The 16,032-nt window shown below is 63.3% G+C and carries 14 protein-coding genes and 1 pseudogene; 12 read left to right on the top strand and 3 right to left on the bottom strand.

Features of this window, described 5'->3' with window-relative positions:
- Positions 1–66 precede the first annotated feature (66 nt).
- The 3 genes and pseudogenes from hemB to BLT08_RS13270 all read left to right on the top strand — a co-directional run.
- Positions 67–1,092: a porphobilinogen synthase gene (gene hemB / locus BLT08_RS13280; RefSeq protein WP_090308093.1), complete on the top strand. Its 1,026-nt coding sequence runs from the start codon at positions 67–69 to the stop codon at positions 1,090–1,092.
- Positions 1,093–1,634: 542 nt separating this feature from the next.
- Positions 1,635–3,383 (top strand): ammonium transporter, encoded by a 1,749-nt coding sequence (locus tag BLT08_RS13275; protein WP_090308090.1) that lies wholly within the window; start codon positions 1,635–1,637, stop codon positions 3,381–3,383.
- A 437-nt stretch (positions 3,384–3,820) separates the two neighbouring features.
- Positions 3,821–4,177: pseudogene (locus BLT08_RS13270) on the top strand (P-II family nitrogen regulator); the annotation flags it as partial.
- Positions 4,178–4,279: 102 nt separating this feature from the next.
- Here the strand turns inward: BLT08_RS13270 and BLT08_RS13265 are convergent.
- On the bottom strand, positions 4,280–5,197 hold the full coding sequence (locus BLT08_RS13265; protein ID WP_090308087.1) for a DMT family transporter: 918 nt from the start codon (positions 5,195–5,197) through the stop codon (positions 4,280–4,282).
- A 161-nt stretch (positions 5,198–5,358) separates the two neighbouring features.
- Between BLT08_RS13265 and hemL the strand changes: the two genes are divergently transcribed.
- A complete protein-coding gene (gene hemL, locus BLT08_RS13260) occupies positions 5,359–6,705 on the top strand; it encodes a glutamate-1-semialdehyde 2,1-aminomutase (RefSeq protein WP_090308082.1) in 1,347 nt (448 codons plus the stop codon).
- A 130-nt stretch (positions 6,706–6,835) separates the two neighbouring features.
- On the top strand, positions 6,836–7,510 hold the full coding sequence (locus BLT08_RS13255; RefSeq protein ID WP_090308079.1) for a hypothetical protein: 675 nt from the start codon (positions 6,836–6,838) through the stop codon (positions 7,508–7,510).
- 118 nt (positions 7,511–7,628) lie between these two features.
- Here BLT08_RS13255 and BLT08_RS13250 read toward each other — a convergent pair whose 3' ends face one another.
- A complete protein-coding gene (locus tag BLT08_RS13250) occupies positions 7,629–8,813 on the bottom strand; it encodes an ATP-binding protein (RefSeq protein ID WP_090308076.1) in 1,185 nt (394 codons plus the stop codon).
- A 121-nt stretch (positions 8,814–8,934) separates the two neighbouring features.
- Between BLT08_RS13250 and BLT08_RS13245 the strand changes: the two genes are divergently transcribed.
- The 7 genes from BLT08_RS13245 (at position 8,935) to phnE (ending at position 14,723) form a co-directional block, all read left to right on the top strand.
- Positions 8,935–9,264: a DUF5789 family protein gene (locus BLT08_RS13245; RefSeq protein WP_090308073.1), complete on the top strand. Its 330-nt coding sequence runs from the start codon at positions 8,935–8,937 to the stop codon at positions 9,262–9,264.
- Between the two features lie 27 nt (positions 9,265–9,291).
- Positions 9,292–9,939 carry a YciE/YciF ferroxidase family protein gene (locus BLT08_RS13240; RefSeq protein ID WP_090308070.1) on the top strand — a complete coding sequence of 216 codons (648 nt, stop codon included), beginning with the start codon at positions 9,292–9,294 and terminating at the stop codon, positions 9,937–9,939.
- Positions 9,940–9,952: 13 nt separating this feature from the next.
- Positions 9,953–10,447, top strand: coding sequence for a YciE/YciF ferroxidase family protein (locus tag BLT08_RS13235; RefSeq protein ID WP_090308065.1), 495 nt, complete (start codon positions 9,953–9,955; stop codon positions 10,445–10,447).
- 234 nt (positions 10,448–10,681) lie between these two features.
- The gene (locus tag BLT08_RS13230) at positions 10,682–11,779 is read left to right on the top strand and encodes a glutamate-cysteine ligase family protein (RefSeq protein ID WP_090308060.1); all 1,098 of its coding nucleotides are present in this window, start codon (positions 10,682–10,684) and stop codon (positions 11,777–11,779) included.
- 450 nt (positions 11,780–12,229) lie between these two features.
- On the top strand, positions 12,230–13,099 hold the full coding sequence (locus BLT08_RS13225; protein ID WP_175529314.1) for a phosphate/phosphite/phosphonate ABC transporter substrate-binding protein: 870 nt from the start codon (positions 12,230–12,232) through the stop codon (positions 13,097–13,099).
- A gap of 72 nt (positions 13,100–13,171) precedes the next feature.
- A complete protein-coding gene (locus BLT08_RS13220) occupies positions 13,172–13,903 on the top strand; it encodes a phosphonate ABC transporter ATP-binding protein (protein WP_090308053.1) in 732 nt (243 codons plus the stop codon).
- Positions 13,896–14,723, top strand: a complete 828-nt coding sequence (phnE, locus tag BLT08_RS13215; RefSeq protein WP_090308050.1) for a phosphonate ABC transporter, permease protein PhnE — start codon at positions 13,896–13,898, stop codon at positions 14,721–14,723. Before BLT08_RS13220 ends, phnE begins: the two co-directional genes overlap by 8 nt.
- A 355-nt stretch (positions 14,724–15,078) precedes the next feature.
- On the opposite strand, the gene BLT08_RS13210 is transcribed toward phnE, so the two are convergent.
- Positions 15,079–15,909, bottom strand: coding sequence for an ABC transporter permease (locus BLT08_RS13210; RefSeq protein ID WP_090308047.1), 831 nt, complete (start codon positions 15,907–15,909; stop codon positions 15,079–15,081).
- Between the last annotated feature and the right edge of the window lie 123 nt (positions 15,910–16,032).

Here is a 16,032-nt window from a genome sequence, read left to right as displayed (position 1 = left end):
CCGACCCGCCGATTCGTCTCCGCCGTCGAGCGCATCGCTTTTGCAGCCACCGACGAATACTGGCGTATGGATCTCACACGCCGTCCTCGGCGGCTTCGCCAGGACCGGGTTCGCGGGCTCGTCAGCGAGACGAGCCTCGATCCCTCCGACCTCATCGCCCCGATCTTCGTCGACGCGACGACCGACGAGCGACTCCCCATCGAGTCGATGCCCGGCCACGAGCGCGTCCCGATCGAGCAGAGCGTCGCCCGCGTCGAGGAGGTGCTCGAGACCGGCGTCGAAGCCGTCATGCTCTTCGGGATTCCCGAGTCGAAAGACGCCGAGGGAACCCGTGCCTGGGCCGAGGACGGCGTGATTCAGGAGGCGACGCGGCAGATCACCGCCGAAACCGACGCGTACGTCATCACCGACGTCTGTCTCTGCGAGTACACGGACCACGGCCACTGCGGCCCGCTCGAGGAGGAACTCCGCAGCGAGGGCCACGGCGAACGCTGCGCACACGGCCACGGCGCCACGCTGACGGTCGACAACGACGCGACGCTCGAGTCGCTCGACCGGATCGCCGTCTCCCACGCGGCGGCGGGGGCGGACATGATCGCCCCCAGCGGGATGATGGACGGCATGGTCGCCGCCATCCGCGAGGGACTGGATCGCGAGGGGTACGAGCACGTGCCGATCATGAGCTACGCCGCGAAGTACGAGAGCGCGTTCTACGGCCCGTTCCGGGACGCCGCCGACGGCGCGCCCTCTTTCGGCAACCGCCGACACTATCAGATGGATCCCGCGAACGCGCGCGAGGCCATGCGCGAGGTTCGCCTCGACGCCGAACAGGGTGCGGACGTCCTGATGGTCAAACCCGCGCTACCGTATCTGGACATCGTCTCGAACATCCGCCGGGAGTTCGACCACCCCGTCGCCGCCTACAACGTCTCCGGCGAGTACGCCATGCTCCACGCCGCCGCCGAGAAGGGGTGGCTGGATCTCGAGGAAGTCGCGCTCGAGTCGCTGCTGTCGATCAAACGGGCCGGCGCGGATCTGATTCTGACGTACTTCGCGGAAGACGTCGCCGAGGGGCTGTCCAGGAACCGGTAGCGACTGTCGGTCGACTACCGATTACTCGAAGGCGACGTGCCGTCCTCGAGAGACCGAATCGAACCCATTCGTGAGACGAGGTGTCGGAAACGTGGGCCGAGAGACGCCAGTCGTCGAGGCCATCATCGCTCGTCTTAGCCAGCATTCTGACGAATGTCCAACCCGTCGAAATCCAGCCACGTGCGTGGCAACATCTGCCGCGCGTGAGTGGTATACCCCCCGCTGGGACCGATAGTACGTCGAGACTGCGAACCTGACAGCGACCTCGAGTTTTTCACAGTGTACAAAGATCGAATATATAACCACGGTTCGGAAAAACCGCCAAATCGTATTGCCTTATACACATTAAACCACCTTTAGATCTGTTTGCTTGTCCCTATTACACCCAGATAAGTAGCCGAATATCAACGCTAACCATTATATGCAGCTAGTCCATCCGCACCAGACGTGATTCAGAAGACAACCATGAGGCAGAACAGCTCGTACGTGGACATACGTCTACAAAAGTCAGGTGGTAAGGCGGAATCGATGGGGGCCCAAGCATGATCGAGGCAGTGCCGCTTCAGGAGACGGCCGATCTCGAGTCGATCGCGACGGGGATGAACCTGATGTGGGCGTTGACGGTGACGTTCCTAATCTTCTTCATGCACGCAGGGTTCGCGATGCTCGAGGCGGGGCAGGTCCGCTCGAAGAACGTCGCGAACCAGCTGACGAAGAACATGCTGACCTGGGCGGTCGGCATCTTCGTCTTCTTCATCATCGGGATGGGACTCTCGAACAACGTCGGTGCGGCGCTGGGCGGCGGCGAGTCCAGCGACTGGACGATGTTCGGGCAGGGATCGTTCGATTGGGTAATGTGGCTGTTCAGCGCGGTGTTCGCGATGACCGCCGCGACGATCGTGTCCGGTGCCGTTGCGGGCCGCGCGAAACTCCGCGCATACGTTACGTACACCTTCCTGCTCGCCGCGGTCATCTACCCCGTCGTCGCGGGGATGGTCTGGTACGGCGGTGACCCGCCGATCCTCGCCGACCTCGGCTTCTCCGACTTCGCGGGCGGCATGGTCGTCCACGGCGTCGGCGGTGTCGCCGGCCTGACCGCGGCCTGGATCCTCGGCGCTCGCATGGACAAGTACAACGACGACGGCAGCGTCAACATCATCCCCGGTCACTCGATGACGTTCGCCGTACTGGGGACCCTGATCCTCTGTTTCGGCTGGTTCGGCTTCAACGTCGGCACGGCCGCGACGGTCATCAACCCCGAGACGTTCGAACTGGCTGACTTCGACTACGTCGGAAGCATCGCGATGGTCACCGCCCTCGGGATGGGGCTGGGCGCACTCGGTGCGTCGTCCGTCTCGCTGCTCATGAACGGGAAAGTCGACACCCTGTACGTCGCGAACGGCATGCTCGCCGGACTCGTCGGCGTCACCGGTCCGACGGACCTCATCACCCCGATGGGTGCGATCGCGATCGGCTTCCTCGCCGGCGCACAGCTCCCGATCGTGTTCAAGTTCGTCGACGAGAAGCTCAAGATCGACGACGTCTGTGCGGTCTTCCCGGTCCACGGGACCGCGGGGATGCTCGGCCTGATCATCTACCCGCTCTGGTCGCTCGAGGGCTCCGCCATCGGTGGCGGCGTCGTCTCCGGCGGCATTCTCTCGATCGAAGCGAGCGCGTTCGCTCCCCAGATCCTCGGCGTCGCGGTCATCACGATCTGGACGGTCGTGGCGACCGCAGCCGTCTGGGGCGCGTTCAAGGCAATCGGTCAGGCACGAGTCACGCCCGACCACGAACGCGACGGACTCGACCTCGCCGAACACGGCGTCGACACCTACCCCGAATTCGGTGGGCCTGACGTCGCAACTGACGGTGGCGAAAACACGGTCGTTCGCACGGATGGTGGCAAAGACAAGATCATCCGCACGGACGGCGGTGAACCCAACGACGGCGAACTCAAGATGATTACCGCGATCATTCGTCCCGACAAACTCGGCGCGGTCAAGAAGGCACTCGCCGAGACCGGCGCCCCGTCGCTGACGGTCACCAACGTCTCCGGCCGTGGCTCCCAGCCCGCAAAGAAGGGGCAGTGGCGCGGCGAGGAGTACACCGTCGATCTCCACCAGAAAGTCAAAATCGAGTGCGTCGTCGCCGATATCCCCGCCGAAGAGGTCGTCGAGGCCATCGGTGAGGCCGCCAACACCGGCGAGCCTGGCGACGGCAAAATCTTCGTGATGCCCGTCGACGACGCCTACCAGGTCCGAACCGGAAACACCGGACAGGACGCCGTCTGAAGAGGAGTACGCGGTCGTCAGAGACGTGAGCCAGCACGCGTTTCCGCGAGCGCACTCGTGCTCGTGCGACCCGTAACACCGATGCGCTGGCACTCGACGCTCGCTCCGAACCGAGCGTCACCGATCGCCGACGGCATACTCGGCGATCGACACCAGTGTGTTCCGCTGTGAATTCGATTGTGTCACCTCACACTGGATCTGCCGTACGTTTTCTTTGCGGTCGACTTCTTTCGAGTCTCCGGAACTCCGGTAGTGATGTCGACCGTCGAGTCCCTGGCGGTCGCAGCCGACCGCCGACGCTAACCCTTACGTGGGAATGGACCCTCCGCTCTAGATGTGACTCTACAGACAACTCGAGCCACGCAACGGCGTCGGACGAACAGCGGCCCTGCAGTGTGCGACAGCGTGACGGCGAACGGAGGTGTCTCGAGGTGAGCGAACCGAACGACGGCGAGCTCAAGATGATCACCGCGATCATCCGTCCCGACCGCCTCGGCGCGGCCAAGGAGGCGCTCGCCGAAGTCGGGGCCCCGTCGCTGACGGTCACGAACGTCTCCGGACGCGGCTCTCAGCCCGCGAAGAAAGGACAGTGGCGCGGCGAGGAGTACACCGTCGATCTCCACCAGAAAGTCAAGATCGAGTGCGTCGTCGCCGACATCCCCGCCGAGGCGGTCGTCGAAGCGATCGGCGAGGCTGCGAACACCGGCGAACCCGGCGACGGGAAGATCTTCGTCCTCCCGGTCGACGACGCCTACCAAGTCCGAACCGGAAACACCGGACCGGACGCCGTCTAAGAGGAGGTCTCGAGGCTACCACGTCTCTTTCGTGCGTCATCGAACGCTCACATCGCCGCTGGCCGACTCTCGGACCGACCAGCCTGGTCGACGACGTCGCCGCTACGTCTCTCCGCTCGAGCGACGCGATCGACGCCCGGCGAGTCCCACCAGCGCGCGGCGCTTGATCAGTGCGAATCCGACCGCGACGACGGCAAAGCCGGCGACGGTTGTCGGCTCGAGCGCCTCGTTCAGCGCGAGCCAGCCGACGAGCGCGGCGAAGACCGGCAGCAGGTAGCTGACGAGGTTGAGTTCGACCGACCCGATCCGATCGAGCAGGTCGAAGTACAGCAGATATCCAACGCCCCCGGCGACGGGGACGAGGTAGAGGAGCGCCAGCACGGCGGCGGGCGTCCACTCGACGGACTGTGGCTCTCCGAGCGAGAGGCTCACGGCGTGAAGGATCGGCGCACCGACGAGCATCATCCACCCCTGCAGGGACGCAACCGGGAGGTCGGTCCGGGTCCGCTGAGTGAGCACCGCGCCGAGTGCGAACGCGACGGCAGCGGCGAACACGAGCGCGACGCCGAGCGACTCCGCCGTGTAGAGGGCCGACAAATCAGGGTTGGCAACGATCGCCGTCCCCGCAAATCCGAGTCCGAGACCGACCGTCCCGACCACGCCGAGCGCCGTGCTCGAAAGCAACAGCCGCGAGAGCCCCGCAGTCAGAATCGGGACCGTCGCGACGACGACGGCGGCGACGGCGCTCGTGACGTGTTGCTGACCGGCGAACAACAGCGCGTGGTGGAGCGCGATCAACAGCGTCCCGCCGGCGAGGATTCCCGCCCACTCTCCGCCACGAGGGCGAATGCGATAGCCTCGAGCGGCGGCGTAGCCGAGGATCAACAGCGCCGTCGCGTCGAATCGAAGGGCGGCGAACAGGACGGGTGGGACGACCTCGACCCCGGCGCGAACGGCGGGGAAGGAGGTCCCCCAGATCGCACCGACGAGCAGAAACGTAATCGCTGTTCGATGACGCATGTAACAATATCCGATAACTCGGAGAACGGGGGTCTTAATCGTAGTGATCGACGCGAAGCGGGCGGCTGCGAGGAGTGCCCGACTCGCGGTCCGCGGCGCGGACGATCGGCCGGCGACCGAACCTCGGTACTACTTTCCCGTCCCGTGGCCAAGGCTCGGATATGAACGACGACAACTCACGCGACCTGTACGACCGGGCCCTATCGGTCATGCCCGGCGGGGTGAACTCGGCGGTTCGAGCGGCGATCGAACCCTATCCGTTCTTCGTCCAGAAAGGCGACGGTGGACACGTCATCGACGCCGACGGCAACCGATACATCGACTGGGTGATGGGGCTCGGACCGCTCCTGCTGGGCCACGACCTCCCCGATCCCGTGCAGGCGAGCATTCAGCAGAAGGCTAGTGAGGGGCCGATGTACGGGACGCCGACGGAGGTCGAAGTCGACCTCGCGGAGTTCGTCGTTCGACACGTCCCGAGCGTCGAGAAGATCCGATTCGTGAATTCGGGGACCGAAGCGACCACATCGGCCGTGCGACTCGCTCGCGGCTACACCGGCCGAAACAAGATCGTCGTCATGCAGGGCGGCTACCACGGCGCCCAGGAGTCGACGCTGGTCGAAGGCGACGCCGAGAACCCTCGGCCCTCTTCGGCGGGCATCCCGCAGTCGTTCGCCGAACACACCCTCCCGGTGCCGTTCAACGACGAGGAGGCGATCCGCGAGGTGTTCGACGAGCACGGCGAGGACATCGCGGCCGTCCTCACGGAACCCATCCTCGGCAACTACGGCATCGTCTACCCCGAAGAGGGCTACCACGAGTTCCTCCGCGAGATCACCGACGAGCACGGCTCCCTGCTGATCTTCGACGAAGTGATTACGGGCTTCCGCGTCGGCGGCCTGGGCTGTGCCCAGAGCGAGTTCGGCGTCACGCCCGATCTGACGACGTTCGGCAAGATCATCGGCGGCGGCTTCCCCGTCGGCGCCATCGGCGGCCGCGCCGAGATCATCGAGCACTTCGCTCCGTCGGGCGACGTCTTCCAGGCCGGCACCTTCTCCGGCCACCCGGTGACGATGGCCGCCGGCCTCGAGACCCTGCAGTTCGCCGCCGAGAACGACGTGTACGAACACGTCGACGGCCTCGGCGAGCAACTCCGCAGCGGACTGACCGAGATCCTCGCCGACCAGGCCCCGAGCTATACGGTGACTGGCACCGCGAGTATGTTCAAGGTGATCTTCACGCGCGACGGGCCAGGGAGGGACTCGCTCGAGGAACAGTGCGGCGCGGGCTGTCGGCAGAACCCCACCTGCCCGCGTTACGACTACTGTCCGAAGAACGCAGCCGACGTCAAGAACGCCGAAACCGAACGCTGGCGCCGGGTCTTCTGGGGGAAGATGAAGGCACAGAACGTCTTCCTCTCCCAGAACCAGTTCGAGTGCCAGTTCGTCAGCTACGGGCATACCGAAGCCGACGTCGAGGAGACCCTCGAGGCGTACAAGCACGCGCTGTGAGCCGGTCGGCTCGACGGTACGTCGACGGACAGTGACAGAGATCACGGGGTACAGTCCCGTCACGGCTATCGGCCACGCACACCGGCGTGACGATCGGCGACGCACCCGTCAGTAGCGGATCGCTCTCGAGATGAGAACGCACGTCGACGAGATCGACTGGGCGCGGTTCATCGAGCGGCTGCTGTACCTGTTCCCGCCGGTGATCGGGGTCGGAATCGTCGGCGTCCTGCAGGACGCCGAACCCGGCGTTCCCGGCCTGCAGTTCGCGTTGTTCCTCGTCAGTGCCTTCGGCTACACGTTCCTGACGCTCGGGCTCCTCGTGGCGATCTTCTTCGACGCGCGGCGGATCAGACGGCTGCCGCAGGCCAGCGGAAACTGGCACCCGAACCCGTGGCTCAACGCTGCCTTCGCGCTCGTCTCGGCACCGCTCGCGGGTGTCGTTTATCTCGCACGTCGGCACAGACGGTTCGGCACGCGGTCGGGCTGGTCGGGTTGGTGGCTCGTCGTGGCGGTCTCGCTCGCGACGACGCTGTTCGGGATCGTCGCCGCGACGATCGCGATCATCCTGACGATTCCGGGGCTGCTCGCGGCCGCGATCGCTCTCGCGGGGACGATCGCGTTCGGCGCATTCCCGATCGCGATCCATCAGGACGCGGCCTACGTCTGTACCGACGGGGACTCGTGGCGACCGAACCCGGGATTCTACCTCGGTGTCGCGTTTCTCAGCCTGTTCGTCCCGCCGCTGCAGCCCCTCGTCGCGGGCTACTATCTCACCCGACGACGGCGGGAGATGGAGCTGTCGTGAGAAGCGAGAACGGTCAACATCGCAAAAGCGAGGACGACGGACACGGTCGATACGGAGACGAAATCGGCACAGAGGCTCGAGTCATCCAGAGACGGCCGGACAGTCCGACACGCCTCACTCACTCCATCACGAGCGATCGATCCGTCTGGCGCTCGAGCGCCACTTCGGCCTGATCGTCCGACAGGGCCGGAAGCTCGACCGTGAACACGCTCCCGTCGTGACCCGTCTCGGTCAACTCGACCGACCCGCCGTAGCGGGTCGCCAGCTGGGAGACCAGATAGAGCCCCAGTCCGTGCGTACTGCCGCGGCTTTCGACGCGCTCGAACAGCGTCTCCTGTTCCGAGTCAGGGATGCCAGGACCGTTGTCCGCAATTTCGATGCGGACGGTTTCGGACATCGTGTCGACAGTGACCGCCACGGCCGGTGTCTCTGCATCGTTGTGTTCAACGGCGTTCGAGAGGAGGTTCGCGAAGATACGAGCGAGCAGGTCGTCGGCCCGGACGAACGCGGTATCCGGTATCGAAGTCGCGACGTCGACCGACTCGAACCGCCGGTCGAGTTTGCTGAGTTCCGCCTCCAGTACGCGGGCGGCGTTTACGGGCTCGAGTCGATTCGGCCCCTCGGTCGCCTGTAACAGCACACGGACGTCGTCGATCACCGTCGACAGCTCCTCGGACTCGTCGATCACGATCCGTGCCCACTCCCGCTGTTGCTCGGTCAGCCCCGTGGCCTCGGCCTCGAGCAGCGACGCGTAGCCGTTGATGACCGTCGACGTGTTCAACACCTCGTGTCGGAGGATGCTGTTGAGGTAGTCGAGATACTCCCGCTGGTCCTCGAGATACGCCGCCTGAAGCGAGGCCCGTTCGGCGGTCAGGGCGCGCTCGATGGCCCGGCCCTCGAGACAGCCGATCAGTAAGCCGACGCTGGCGCCGAGAACGACGGCCCATCGGATCCACGGACCGACCACGAGCCACGAGTCGTACGGCAGGGCGACGATCAGTGCGAGATTGATCGCGAGGAAGACGACGGCACCCGTGAGACCCCAGCCGACGACCCGCAGATACCGATCCGGCGAGAGATCCGACGATCGGAGCCAGTAGCCGCCGAACACGATCCCGGCGAGAAACGGGATCGTGGTGACGACGCCGACCAGAAACCCGCCGTCGAAGACGATCGGCGAACCGACCACAAAAAGGAACGCGACCTCACCGAGCAGCGCGAGCGTCAACAGCGCGCCGAAGCCGACCACGTACTGCGGGATCCGGTCGCGGTCGACGAAGTTGCTGTTCGCGGCCCAGTGCATAGTCGTTCTACACGCGCCCACGTTTGTTAGCCGTTCCGGCGGTCGGGTTCGCTCGGATCGAGCGTAGCGCAGTCGAGTGCAGGCTGTGGGATTTTACCACCGATCCTGATAGGGCACTCCGATGACTCGCATCGACGACACCGGCGACGAGGGGAGATCGATCGAAGTCCGGGCCGTCAGTCGGCTGTTCGACGATACGACGTTCCCGCTGACAACGGACGAGGTGCTGGCGGAGTTCGCCGACGTCGAGATCAGTTACCCCCACCAGTCGGATACGCTGGAGACGGTCCTCGAGACCTCCGGTCACGAGACCTACGAGAGCCGGAACGAACTCGAGTTGGCGATCCTGAACGGCGTCCGGCGCGACGCCGTCGGTCGGCCGCGCTACAGCGACCGCGGGGACAGCCCCCACGACACCGACGAGCAGACCCGGATGCAACAGTCGTTCTGAAACACGATCGTCGACACACCACGCATCATGAGCACCGCAACGACGACCCCGCGTGACGCACTCACGGCTCAGTTAGAGCGGCTGTACTACATCGAGCGAACGTTACAGTCCGCGCTCCGAACCCTCTCGACCGACGTCTCGATCGACTCGCTCGACGACCTGCGCGCGCTGGAGTGTCGCGAGCAGCTCCAGTACGTGATCGACGACCACCGCGAGGAGAGCGAACGCCACCTCGAGCGGATCGAACGGGCCTTCGACGCGCTCGGCGTCGCCCCCGATACTCGCCGCGTCCCCCAACTCGACGGCCTGATCGCCGACAAGGAGGCGTTCAACAACGTCGTGCTGAACGACGCGATTCGGCCGCTGTACTACATTCAGACGGTCCTGCAACTCGAGGCGATCGAGTGTACGGCCTACGAGACGACGATGGCGCTGGCGACCGAACTCGAGGCCAGTGACGCGTCGGAGTCGTCCCAAACTGGCGACGACGAAGCGACCGACGACTTCGCATCGGTCGTCGAGGCACTGCAGGACAGCTACGACGACGAGCGACAGGTGCGGACCGAGATCGAGTCGGTGCTCGACGGCGAAGCCGTGGAAACGCTGCTCGATGCGCATCCGGTGGCCGAGCCTCCGCGGGAATCGCTCGATCGCTCCCGGCGTGAACAACCGTAATCCGAGACCACCCATGAACATCGAAACGCTCGAGGATCTGTTCGGCTATCAGCTCCAGCGCGCGTACTACGTCGAACGGACGCAGGTCGAACTGCTAGCCGAACTGGTGTCGAACACGTCGGACGACGACCTCGCGGACCGGCTCGCGACCCACCGCGAGCAGACCGAAGACCACGTCGTCCGGCTCGAGGGCCTCTTCGAGACGCTCGGCCGACAGCCATACGCGAGTCGAACGCGAACCGCCGACGGGGTGGCGGAATCGTGGCGACAGCACGAGGAGTCACCGGAGTCCGTTCCGACCGTCCTCGAGATTGCCCTCGTGTCGGAGCGACTCGAGATCAGGGCCTACGAGTCGCTGCTCACCCTCGCCGGACGGCTCGCTTACGGCGAGGACGTCGTCGAGCCGCTCGAGGCGATTCTCGAGGAGGAGCGAGCCACCCTCGACGCGCTCGAAGCGCTCGAAACCGAGCGATCGGTGCTGGAACCGGTCGCCGCCGACGATACGTAGCGACGCCAGGCAGTAGCTGACAGCCGAGACGCTCACGGACCGAGTCGATAGCTCGACGTCCCGACTGGGAGAAACGGCAGGCTGCTGCAGGCACCGTCACTTCAACGAAACGCGTGCAACTAGTTCGAAACCCGACGGTAGCGACGTCGGCTCCGACGCCAGAATGGTGCAACTGACCCGTGACGAGAGCAGCCGCTGAGACACCGCGATAGCCGACCAATTTCCATCTCGAGTATGAATACGAGCATCGAAGTCGAGTACTGGGTGATCGACACCGACGGCGAACTCACGTCTCCGGGCGCGCTGGCGGAGACCTCCGACCAGACCGAACGCGAGTTCGTCGAGCCGCTGTTCGAGCTGAAAACGCCCCCCTGTGAGACGGTCGACGAACTCCAGCGGACGTTCGTCGAGGAACTCGACCACGTCCTCTCGAGAGCGCGGCGAGTCGACAAACGACTCGTTCCGCTGGGGACGCCGATCAACAGCGACGAAATCGAGCGACGGCCCGACGAACGCGGCCGGATCCAGAAGGAAGTCGTCGGCGAGAACTTCGACTACGCGAAGTACTGCGCCGGCACGCACATCCACGTCGAGAAGCGAAACGTCACCGACCAGCTCAACGCGCTCATCGCGCTGGACGCCGCACTCGCACTGGTCAACTCCTCGCCGTACTATCAGGGCAATCGGATCGCCAGCAGCGCCCGCGCCTACTGCTATCGAAAGAAGAGCTACGAGGAGTTCCCCAAACACGGCCAGCTCTGGCACTACGTCGAGACCGTCGGCGAGTGGCACCGTCGCCTCGAGCGTCGCTACGACGAGTTCAAACAGGCCGCCCTCGAGGAAGGGATCGACGAAAGCGCCGTCGAGGAACACTTCTCGCCGGACGACGTCGTCTGGACGCCGGTTCGCCTGCGGGAGGCGATGCCGACGGTCGAGTGGCGCTCGCCGGACGCCGCGCTGCCGAGTCAGTTGCTTCGACTGACCGACGAACTCCGGTCCGTGATGGAACAACTCCACCACACGACCGTCGAGATCGAACGCGACAGCGATCCCAGAAACACCGGTCACGTCACGAACGATGGCATCAGTCTTCCCGAGTTCGACACCGCCTGCGACCTCGCCGAAGCCGCGATGCACGACGGACTCGACTCGACCGAGGTCACGAGATACCTCGATCGGATGGGCTTTTCCGTCGACGACTACCACCCCATCTCGACGCGGATCGACGGCCGGCAGTTCGTCCCCAAGAGCGACGCCCGCGACCTGCGACTGGAGTACGCGAGTCTGCTCGAGGAGGACGTCGACCGCCTCGTGCAGTCGCTCGAAGTGTAACGGGACGGGAGTGCGGTTTTGTTGTTCGGAGTCGCTCGTGAGAGTCGCGATTAGTTAGGCGAACAGTGTAACAGATCGAGCAGTAACCCATTCAAAACTTGCGGAGAACAGCGCGCTGACTATAGCGGCTGAACTCAGCACGAAGACCTCGGTTGGTTTGGTACTCCTGTAAACCTACATAACCAGTAGCACAAATCGAGTAAATAGCTGCTTCAGCGGCATCTTTAGATCGATCTGCGGCACAATGATATATAGGCTCTCTCTAAAAATTGATGGGGCAAACATATAGTTTAGGTGCGTCTAAATACAGTGATGAGATCTAATAGCGAATCGAGGTTGAGCGATACTTCGCGGCGAACCCTTCTGACAGCCGTAGTCGGAACAGGTTCACTGGGGCTGGCTGGTTGTCTCGGCGGCGATGACGATAGTGGCGATAATTCCGACTCAGACGTGGCCGACGAGTTCGTCTTCGCGGCCACGGTGCGCGATGACCCCGACGATGTCGAACGAGACTACACTCCCCTCGCTGAATGGGTGGAATCCAAAACCGGCGTCCCTACGAGAATAGACCCCGTTCAGGGTGACAGTGCTGCGATCAGCGCCTTGGCTACAGGACAGGCACACGCCGCGTATCTCAGTGGGGGACCCTCTTGGGTTGGATGGCAAGAATATGGTTTGGAGCCACTCGCAGTCGAAGCTGATGAGGCGGGTCAAACCTACTACACGGCCGCTGCCTGGGTCCACTCCGACAGCGGGCTCGAAACGGTCGAGGATCTCGAAGGCGTGGACAGTTGCCACACGGGGGATTTGACCGGGGCGGGGATGCTGATCCCGGTAGCGTATTTGGCCCAGGAAGGTTTGGTCTCCTTTGAGGAAGATGACGACGTCACGGCTATCCGAGATGCTGTCGAAGAGTTCTTCGGTGATCCAGTGGTTGGTGGTGGCTATGTTGGGGCGCTACAATGTCTCTCCGAGGGACACGGAGACGTGGCCTTCGTGCGAAAGAGCACGCCAGAGGATTACTGCGGGGGAGAGGATGCAGAGGATTGGTGCTTGAATACGAACGAATACGACGTTTTGGAGGAATTCGCGGACGTGCCGAGCCACCCGATCATGGCCAGTCCGGAGGCGACCGACGTCGAGAGAGAACTGCTCCAAAACGCGCTCCTCGAACTCAACGACGGCGCGGAAGGCCAAGAGATCCTTGCGGACGTTCTGGGTGTATACCAGCTGCAACCCTCTACGTCGGAAGAGCACCTCGGCGCCTACGGCGAGTTGATCGAAATCTTGCCTGGAATTGCGGACCACCTAGTCGAGTAAAGAGATGAAAGGAGAGTTCACGAAGACGTACCAGAACACCAGGGATCTGAAGAAGCCTGCGAATTGTCCGCAATGACTGCACCCTCACCACCCCCGATCCGCTGTCGAGATCTATCCGTTGGCTACGACGGGGTGCCTGTACTCGAGAATCTCTCCGTTACAGTCGAGGAAGCAACCACGGTAGCGATCGTTGGCCGAAGCGGGTGCGGGAAGAGCACGCTCCTGAAAACCCTCGCCGGGATCCTCGAACCCCTTGGTGGTGAAGCAACCGTCCTCGGTACAACATTCCCGCAAACTCCCCCGAGAGGCACGCTGGGTTACATCCCGCAAAGTTTAGGCCTCGTGATGCGTGGTACGGTGCTCCAGAACGTGCTTCACGGAACGCTCTCCGATCTCGGCACGGTGAGGAGTTTCCTCGGCCGGTTCCCTCGAGACGCCGAGCAGGAGGCGCGGGCTGCTATCGAGGATGTCGGACTCGCTGGTACGGAACAAAGCCGCGTCACGGAACTTTCCGGTGGCCAACGCCGACGCGTGGCTATCGCTCGAGCCTTCGTTCAACGACCTCGCGTGCTCTTGGCTGACGAGATGCTCTCCGAACTCGACGAGGAGACGGCGCGGTCGATCGTGAACTGTCTTTGCGAGCTGCAAGAAGGGACGGGGATGGCCGTGGTCGTTGTGGAGCACAACCGTGACATCGCCCGAGCGATGTCAGATCAGGTTCTACACTTGGAGAACGGTGGCATCCAAGAGCGTATCGAACCCACGAGCACGAACCACCCGGATACACAACAGAACGATGTCTAAGGGAGCAACACCTGAGACCATCACCTCTCTGTGGGATCGCCTCGGTACGGGCACTGGGACGGTCCTTTTATTCGTAGTCCTCTCGTTGGCCGCGTGGAGCTTCCTGGCGTTGAACCTTCATCAGACGAACTTTTCGGGGGGTGCGGAGGGTCTCGGGTTCCTGTTCGACGCGGCCATTCCACCAGATATGAGCGTACTCGAGGTAGGGCTTCGCGGACTCGTGGAGACGCTGTACATCGCGTATCTGGGCACGCTTATTGGGGTCACGCTGAGTCTCCCTGTGAGTCTATTGGCCAGTCGAAATCTCTTCCCGTGGTACGTGAACGTACCTGCGAGGTGGTCCCTGGCGGGGCTCCGGGTCCTTCCAAGCATTTTGTGGGCGATCATCTTCGTGATTCTCGTCGGTACGGGACCTCCGGCGGGCGTCCTTGCGATTAGTCTGTACACGATCGGGTTTGTCGGGAAACTCGAGTACGAGGCGTTCGAAGGGCTTGATAATGAGCCTATGGAGGCGGTAGGATCCTTGGGTGCCAGTCGGTTCCAGGTGCTTCGCTTCGTGGTTCTACCTCAGGCTGTCAATTCGGTAATCAGCCAGGCGGTATTCATGTTCGAATACAACGTTCGCCACGCTGCCGCGATCGGAATCGTCGGTGCTGGAGGTATCGGGTACTACATCATAGGATATTTGGATTTCTTCGCCTACGACAGGGTCATTGTCCTCCTCGGGATCGTGTTCGTGGTCGTCGTTGTCACCGACGAACTCAGCTACCGGTTTCGTTCGTTCTTCACTGGGAACGCGGGTACAAGCTTCGGCAAATGAAGCGCTTGAAAGGGAAAACGAGTCCCCTCCCCTGCCGTCACGAACCGAAAGTCGGTGAGCGATACGCGCCTGCTATTCGGCATCCCGTTGCGAAAGTCACCGGGTTGCGATAGAAAGACCGGCGCTCAGTAAGCAGTAGCGTGCGAACTATGGTAACAACTGGAACGATTTACACACCGACCGCATCTCCGCGGTTCTCGCTCACGATGTTCGCTCCGAACCGCGCTCCCATCGTACGATCAGGTGCGCATTGACTTTCAGTGGCTACTATAGAGAACGATGTCGCGCTCTCGAGTCGAAACGGGATTGCGTTACCGATGGCCGAGTAGCAGTCACGCTGAACGAACGGCGCACGTCAGATGAACCCGACGACGAACGCCAGTCCCATCCCGATCAACACGACGGCCGTGATCGTCGGCAGGTAGGGCGTATATCGCTCGATGCGCTCGCGGTGGTGTTCGTACCCCGCGATCAACAGCAGCGTCGGGAGGATGATCGCGACGATGACGGCCAGCGAGTAGATCAGCATCAACTCGAGACAGAGCTCCGTCCCGGCGCCGCTACAGATCGCCAGAATCTGAATCGGCTCCTCGTGGGCGAAACCGAGCAGGAGCGCCGTCGTTCCGAGCGCGAACAGTCCGCGCTCTGCGTGTTCCTCCGTGAGATGCTGGTGACTGCCACCGCCCGGAAGGGCGTTTCGGATGCGCTCGAGGAGCCCCCGGTCGTCGTCGTGATCGTGGTGTCCGTGGCTGTCGTGAGCACTGGGTGCGTGCCCGTGGTCCGAGTGCGTCTCGCTCCCGCCGTCGGTGTGATGGCTGCGCCCGTCGTGTGCGTGTTCTTCGTGTGGGTGGTCGTGTCCGTCGTGACCGTGCTCGTGCTCGTCCAGTCCGTGGCCGCCGTGACGGTACTCGTGGATGCCGAGCAGGATCAACAAGATCCCGGCGACGACGCCGAGCCACGGGCCGTCCGCGAAATCGGCGAAGGAACTGAACCAGAAGTACGCCAGTACGAGGACGACGCTACTGACGAGGTGACCGACCCCGAGGATCAGCGCCGCGAGGAAGCCGTAGAGCCAGCGACGCTGTTTGTTGAGCGCGTACGTCGCCGCGATCGGCCACCCGTGGTCCGGCAACACCCCGTGAATGAACCCGATCGCGATGACGCCGAGAACGACTCCGATCTCCATATCGAAAAGCCATCGCCTGCGGGGTTTACAGGTTGTTATGACCCGAATCGGGACATCGTAATACGACTGCTAATCGTTGGTAATCGGGGGTGATAAAATGCTAGAACGGCCACGAGCTACAAC

This window comes from Natronorubrum texcoconense (genome assembly GCF_900100335.1).
GTDB lineage: Archaea > Halobacteriota > Halobacteria > Halobacteriales > Natrialbaceae > Natronorubrum > Natronorubrum texcoconense.
Note: the sequence above shows the minus strand (reverse complement) of the source record. Positions and strands in the feature narration are given on the sequence as shown.

Bases quoted from the DNA above. Each gene is read 5' to 3' on its own strand.
- BLT08_RS13255 (WP_090308079.1), top strand. From the start codon at position 6,836: ATGAGAACGCACGTCGACGAGATCGACTGGGCGCGGTTCATCGAGCGG.
- hemL (WP_090308082.1), top strand. From the start codon at position 5,359: ATGAACGACGACAACTCACGCGACCTGTACGACCGGGCCCTATCGGTC.
- BLT08_RS13245 (WP_090308073.1), top strand. From the start codon at position 8,935: ATGACTCGCATCGACGACACCGGCGACGAGGGGAGATCGATCGAAGTC.
- phnE (WP_090308050.1), top strand. From the start codon at position 13,896: ATGTCTAAGGGAGCAACACCTGAGACCATCACCTCTCTGTGGGATCGC.
- BLT08_RS13220 (WP_090308053.1), top strand. From the start codon at position 13,172: ATGACTGCACCCTCACCACCCCCGATCCGCTGTCGAGATCTATCCGTT.
- BLT08_RS13275 (WP_090308090.1), top strand. From the start codon at position 1,635: ATGATCGAGGCAGTGCCGCTTCAGGAGACGGCCGATCTCGAGTCGATC.
- BLT08_RS13235 (WP_090308065.1), top strand. From the start codon at position 9,953: ATGAACATCGAAACGCTCGAGGATCTGTTCGGCTATCAGCTCCAGCGC.
- BLT08_RS13265 (WP_090308087.1), bottom strand. From the start codon at position 5,197: ATGCGTCATCGAACAGCGATTACGTTTCTGCTCGTCGGTGCGATCTGG.
- BLT08_RS13250 (WP_090308076.1), bottom strand. From the start codon at position 8,813: ATGCACTGGGCCGCGAACAGCAACTTCGTCGACCGCGACCGGATCCCG.
- BLT08_RS13230 (WP_090308060.1), top strand. From the start codon at position 10,682: ATGAATACGAGCATCGAAGTCGAGTACTGGGTGATCGACACCGACGGC.
- hemB (WP_090308093.1), top strand. From the start codon at position 67: ATGGATCTCACACGCCGTCCTCGGCGGCTTCGCCAGGACCGGGTTCGC.
- BLT08_RS13210 (WP_090308047.1), bottom strand. From the start codon at position 15,909: ATGGAGATCGGAGTCGTTCTCGGCGTCATCGCGATCGGGTTCATTCAC.
- BLT08_RS13240 (WP_090308070.1), top strand. From the start codon at position 9,292: ATGAGCACCGCAACGACGACCCCGCGTGACGCACTCACGGCTCAGTTA.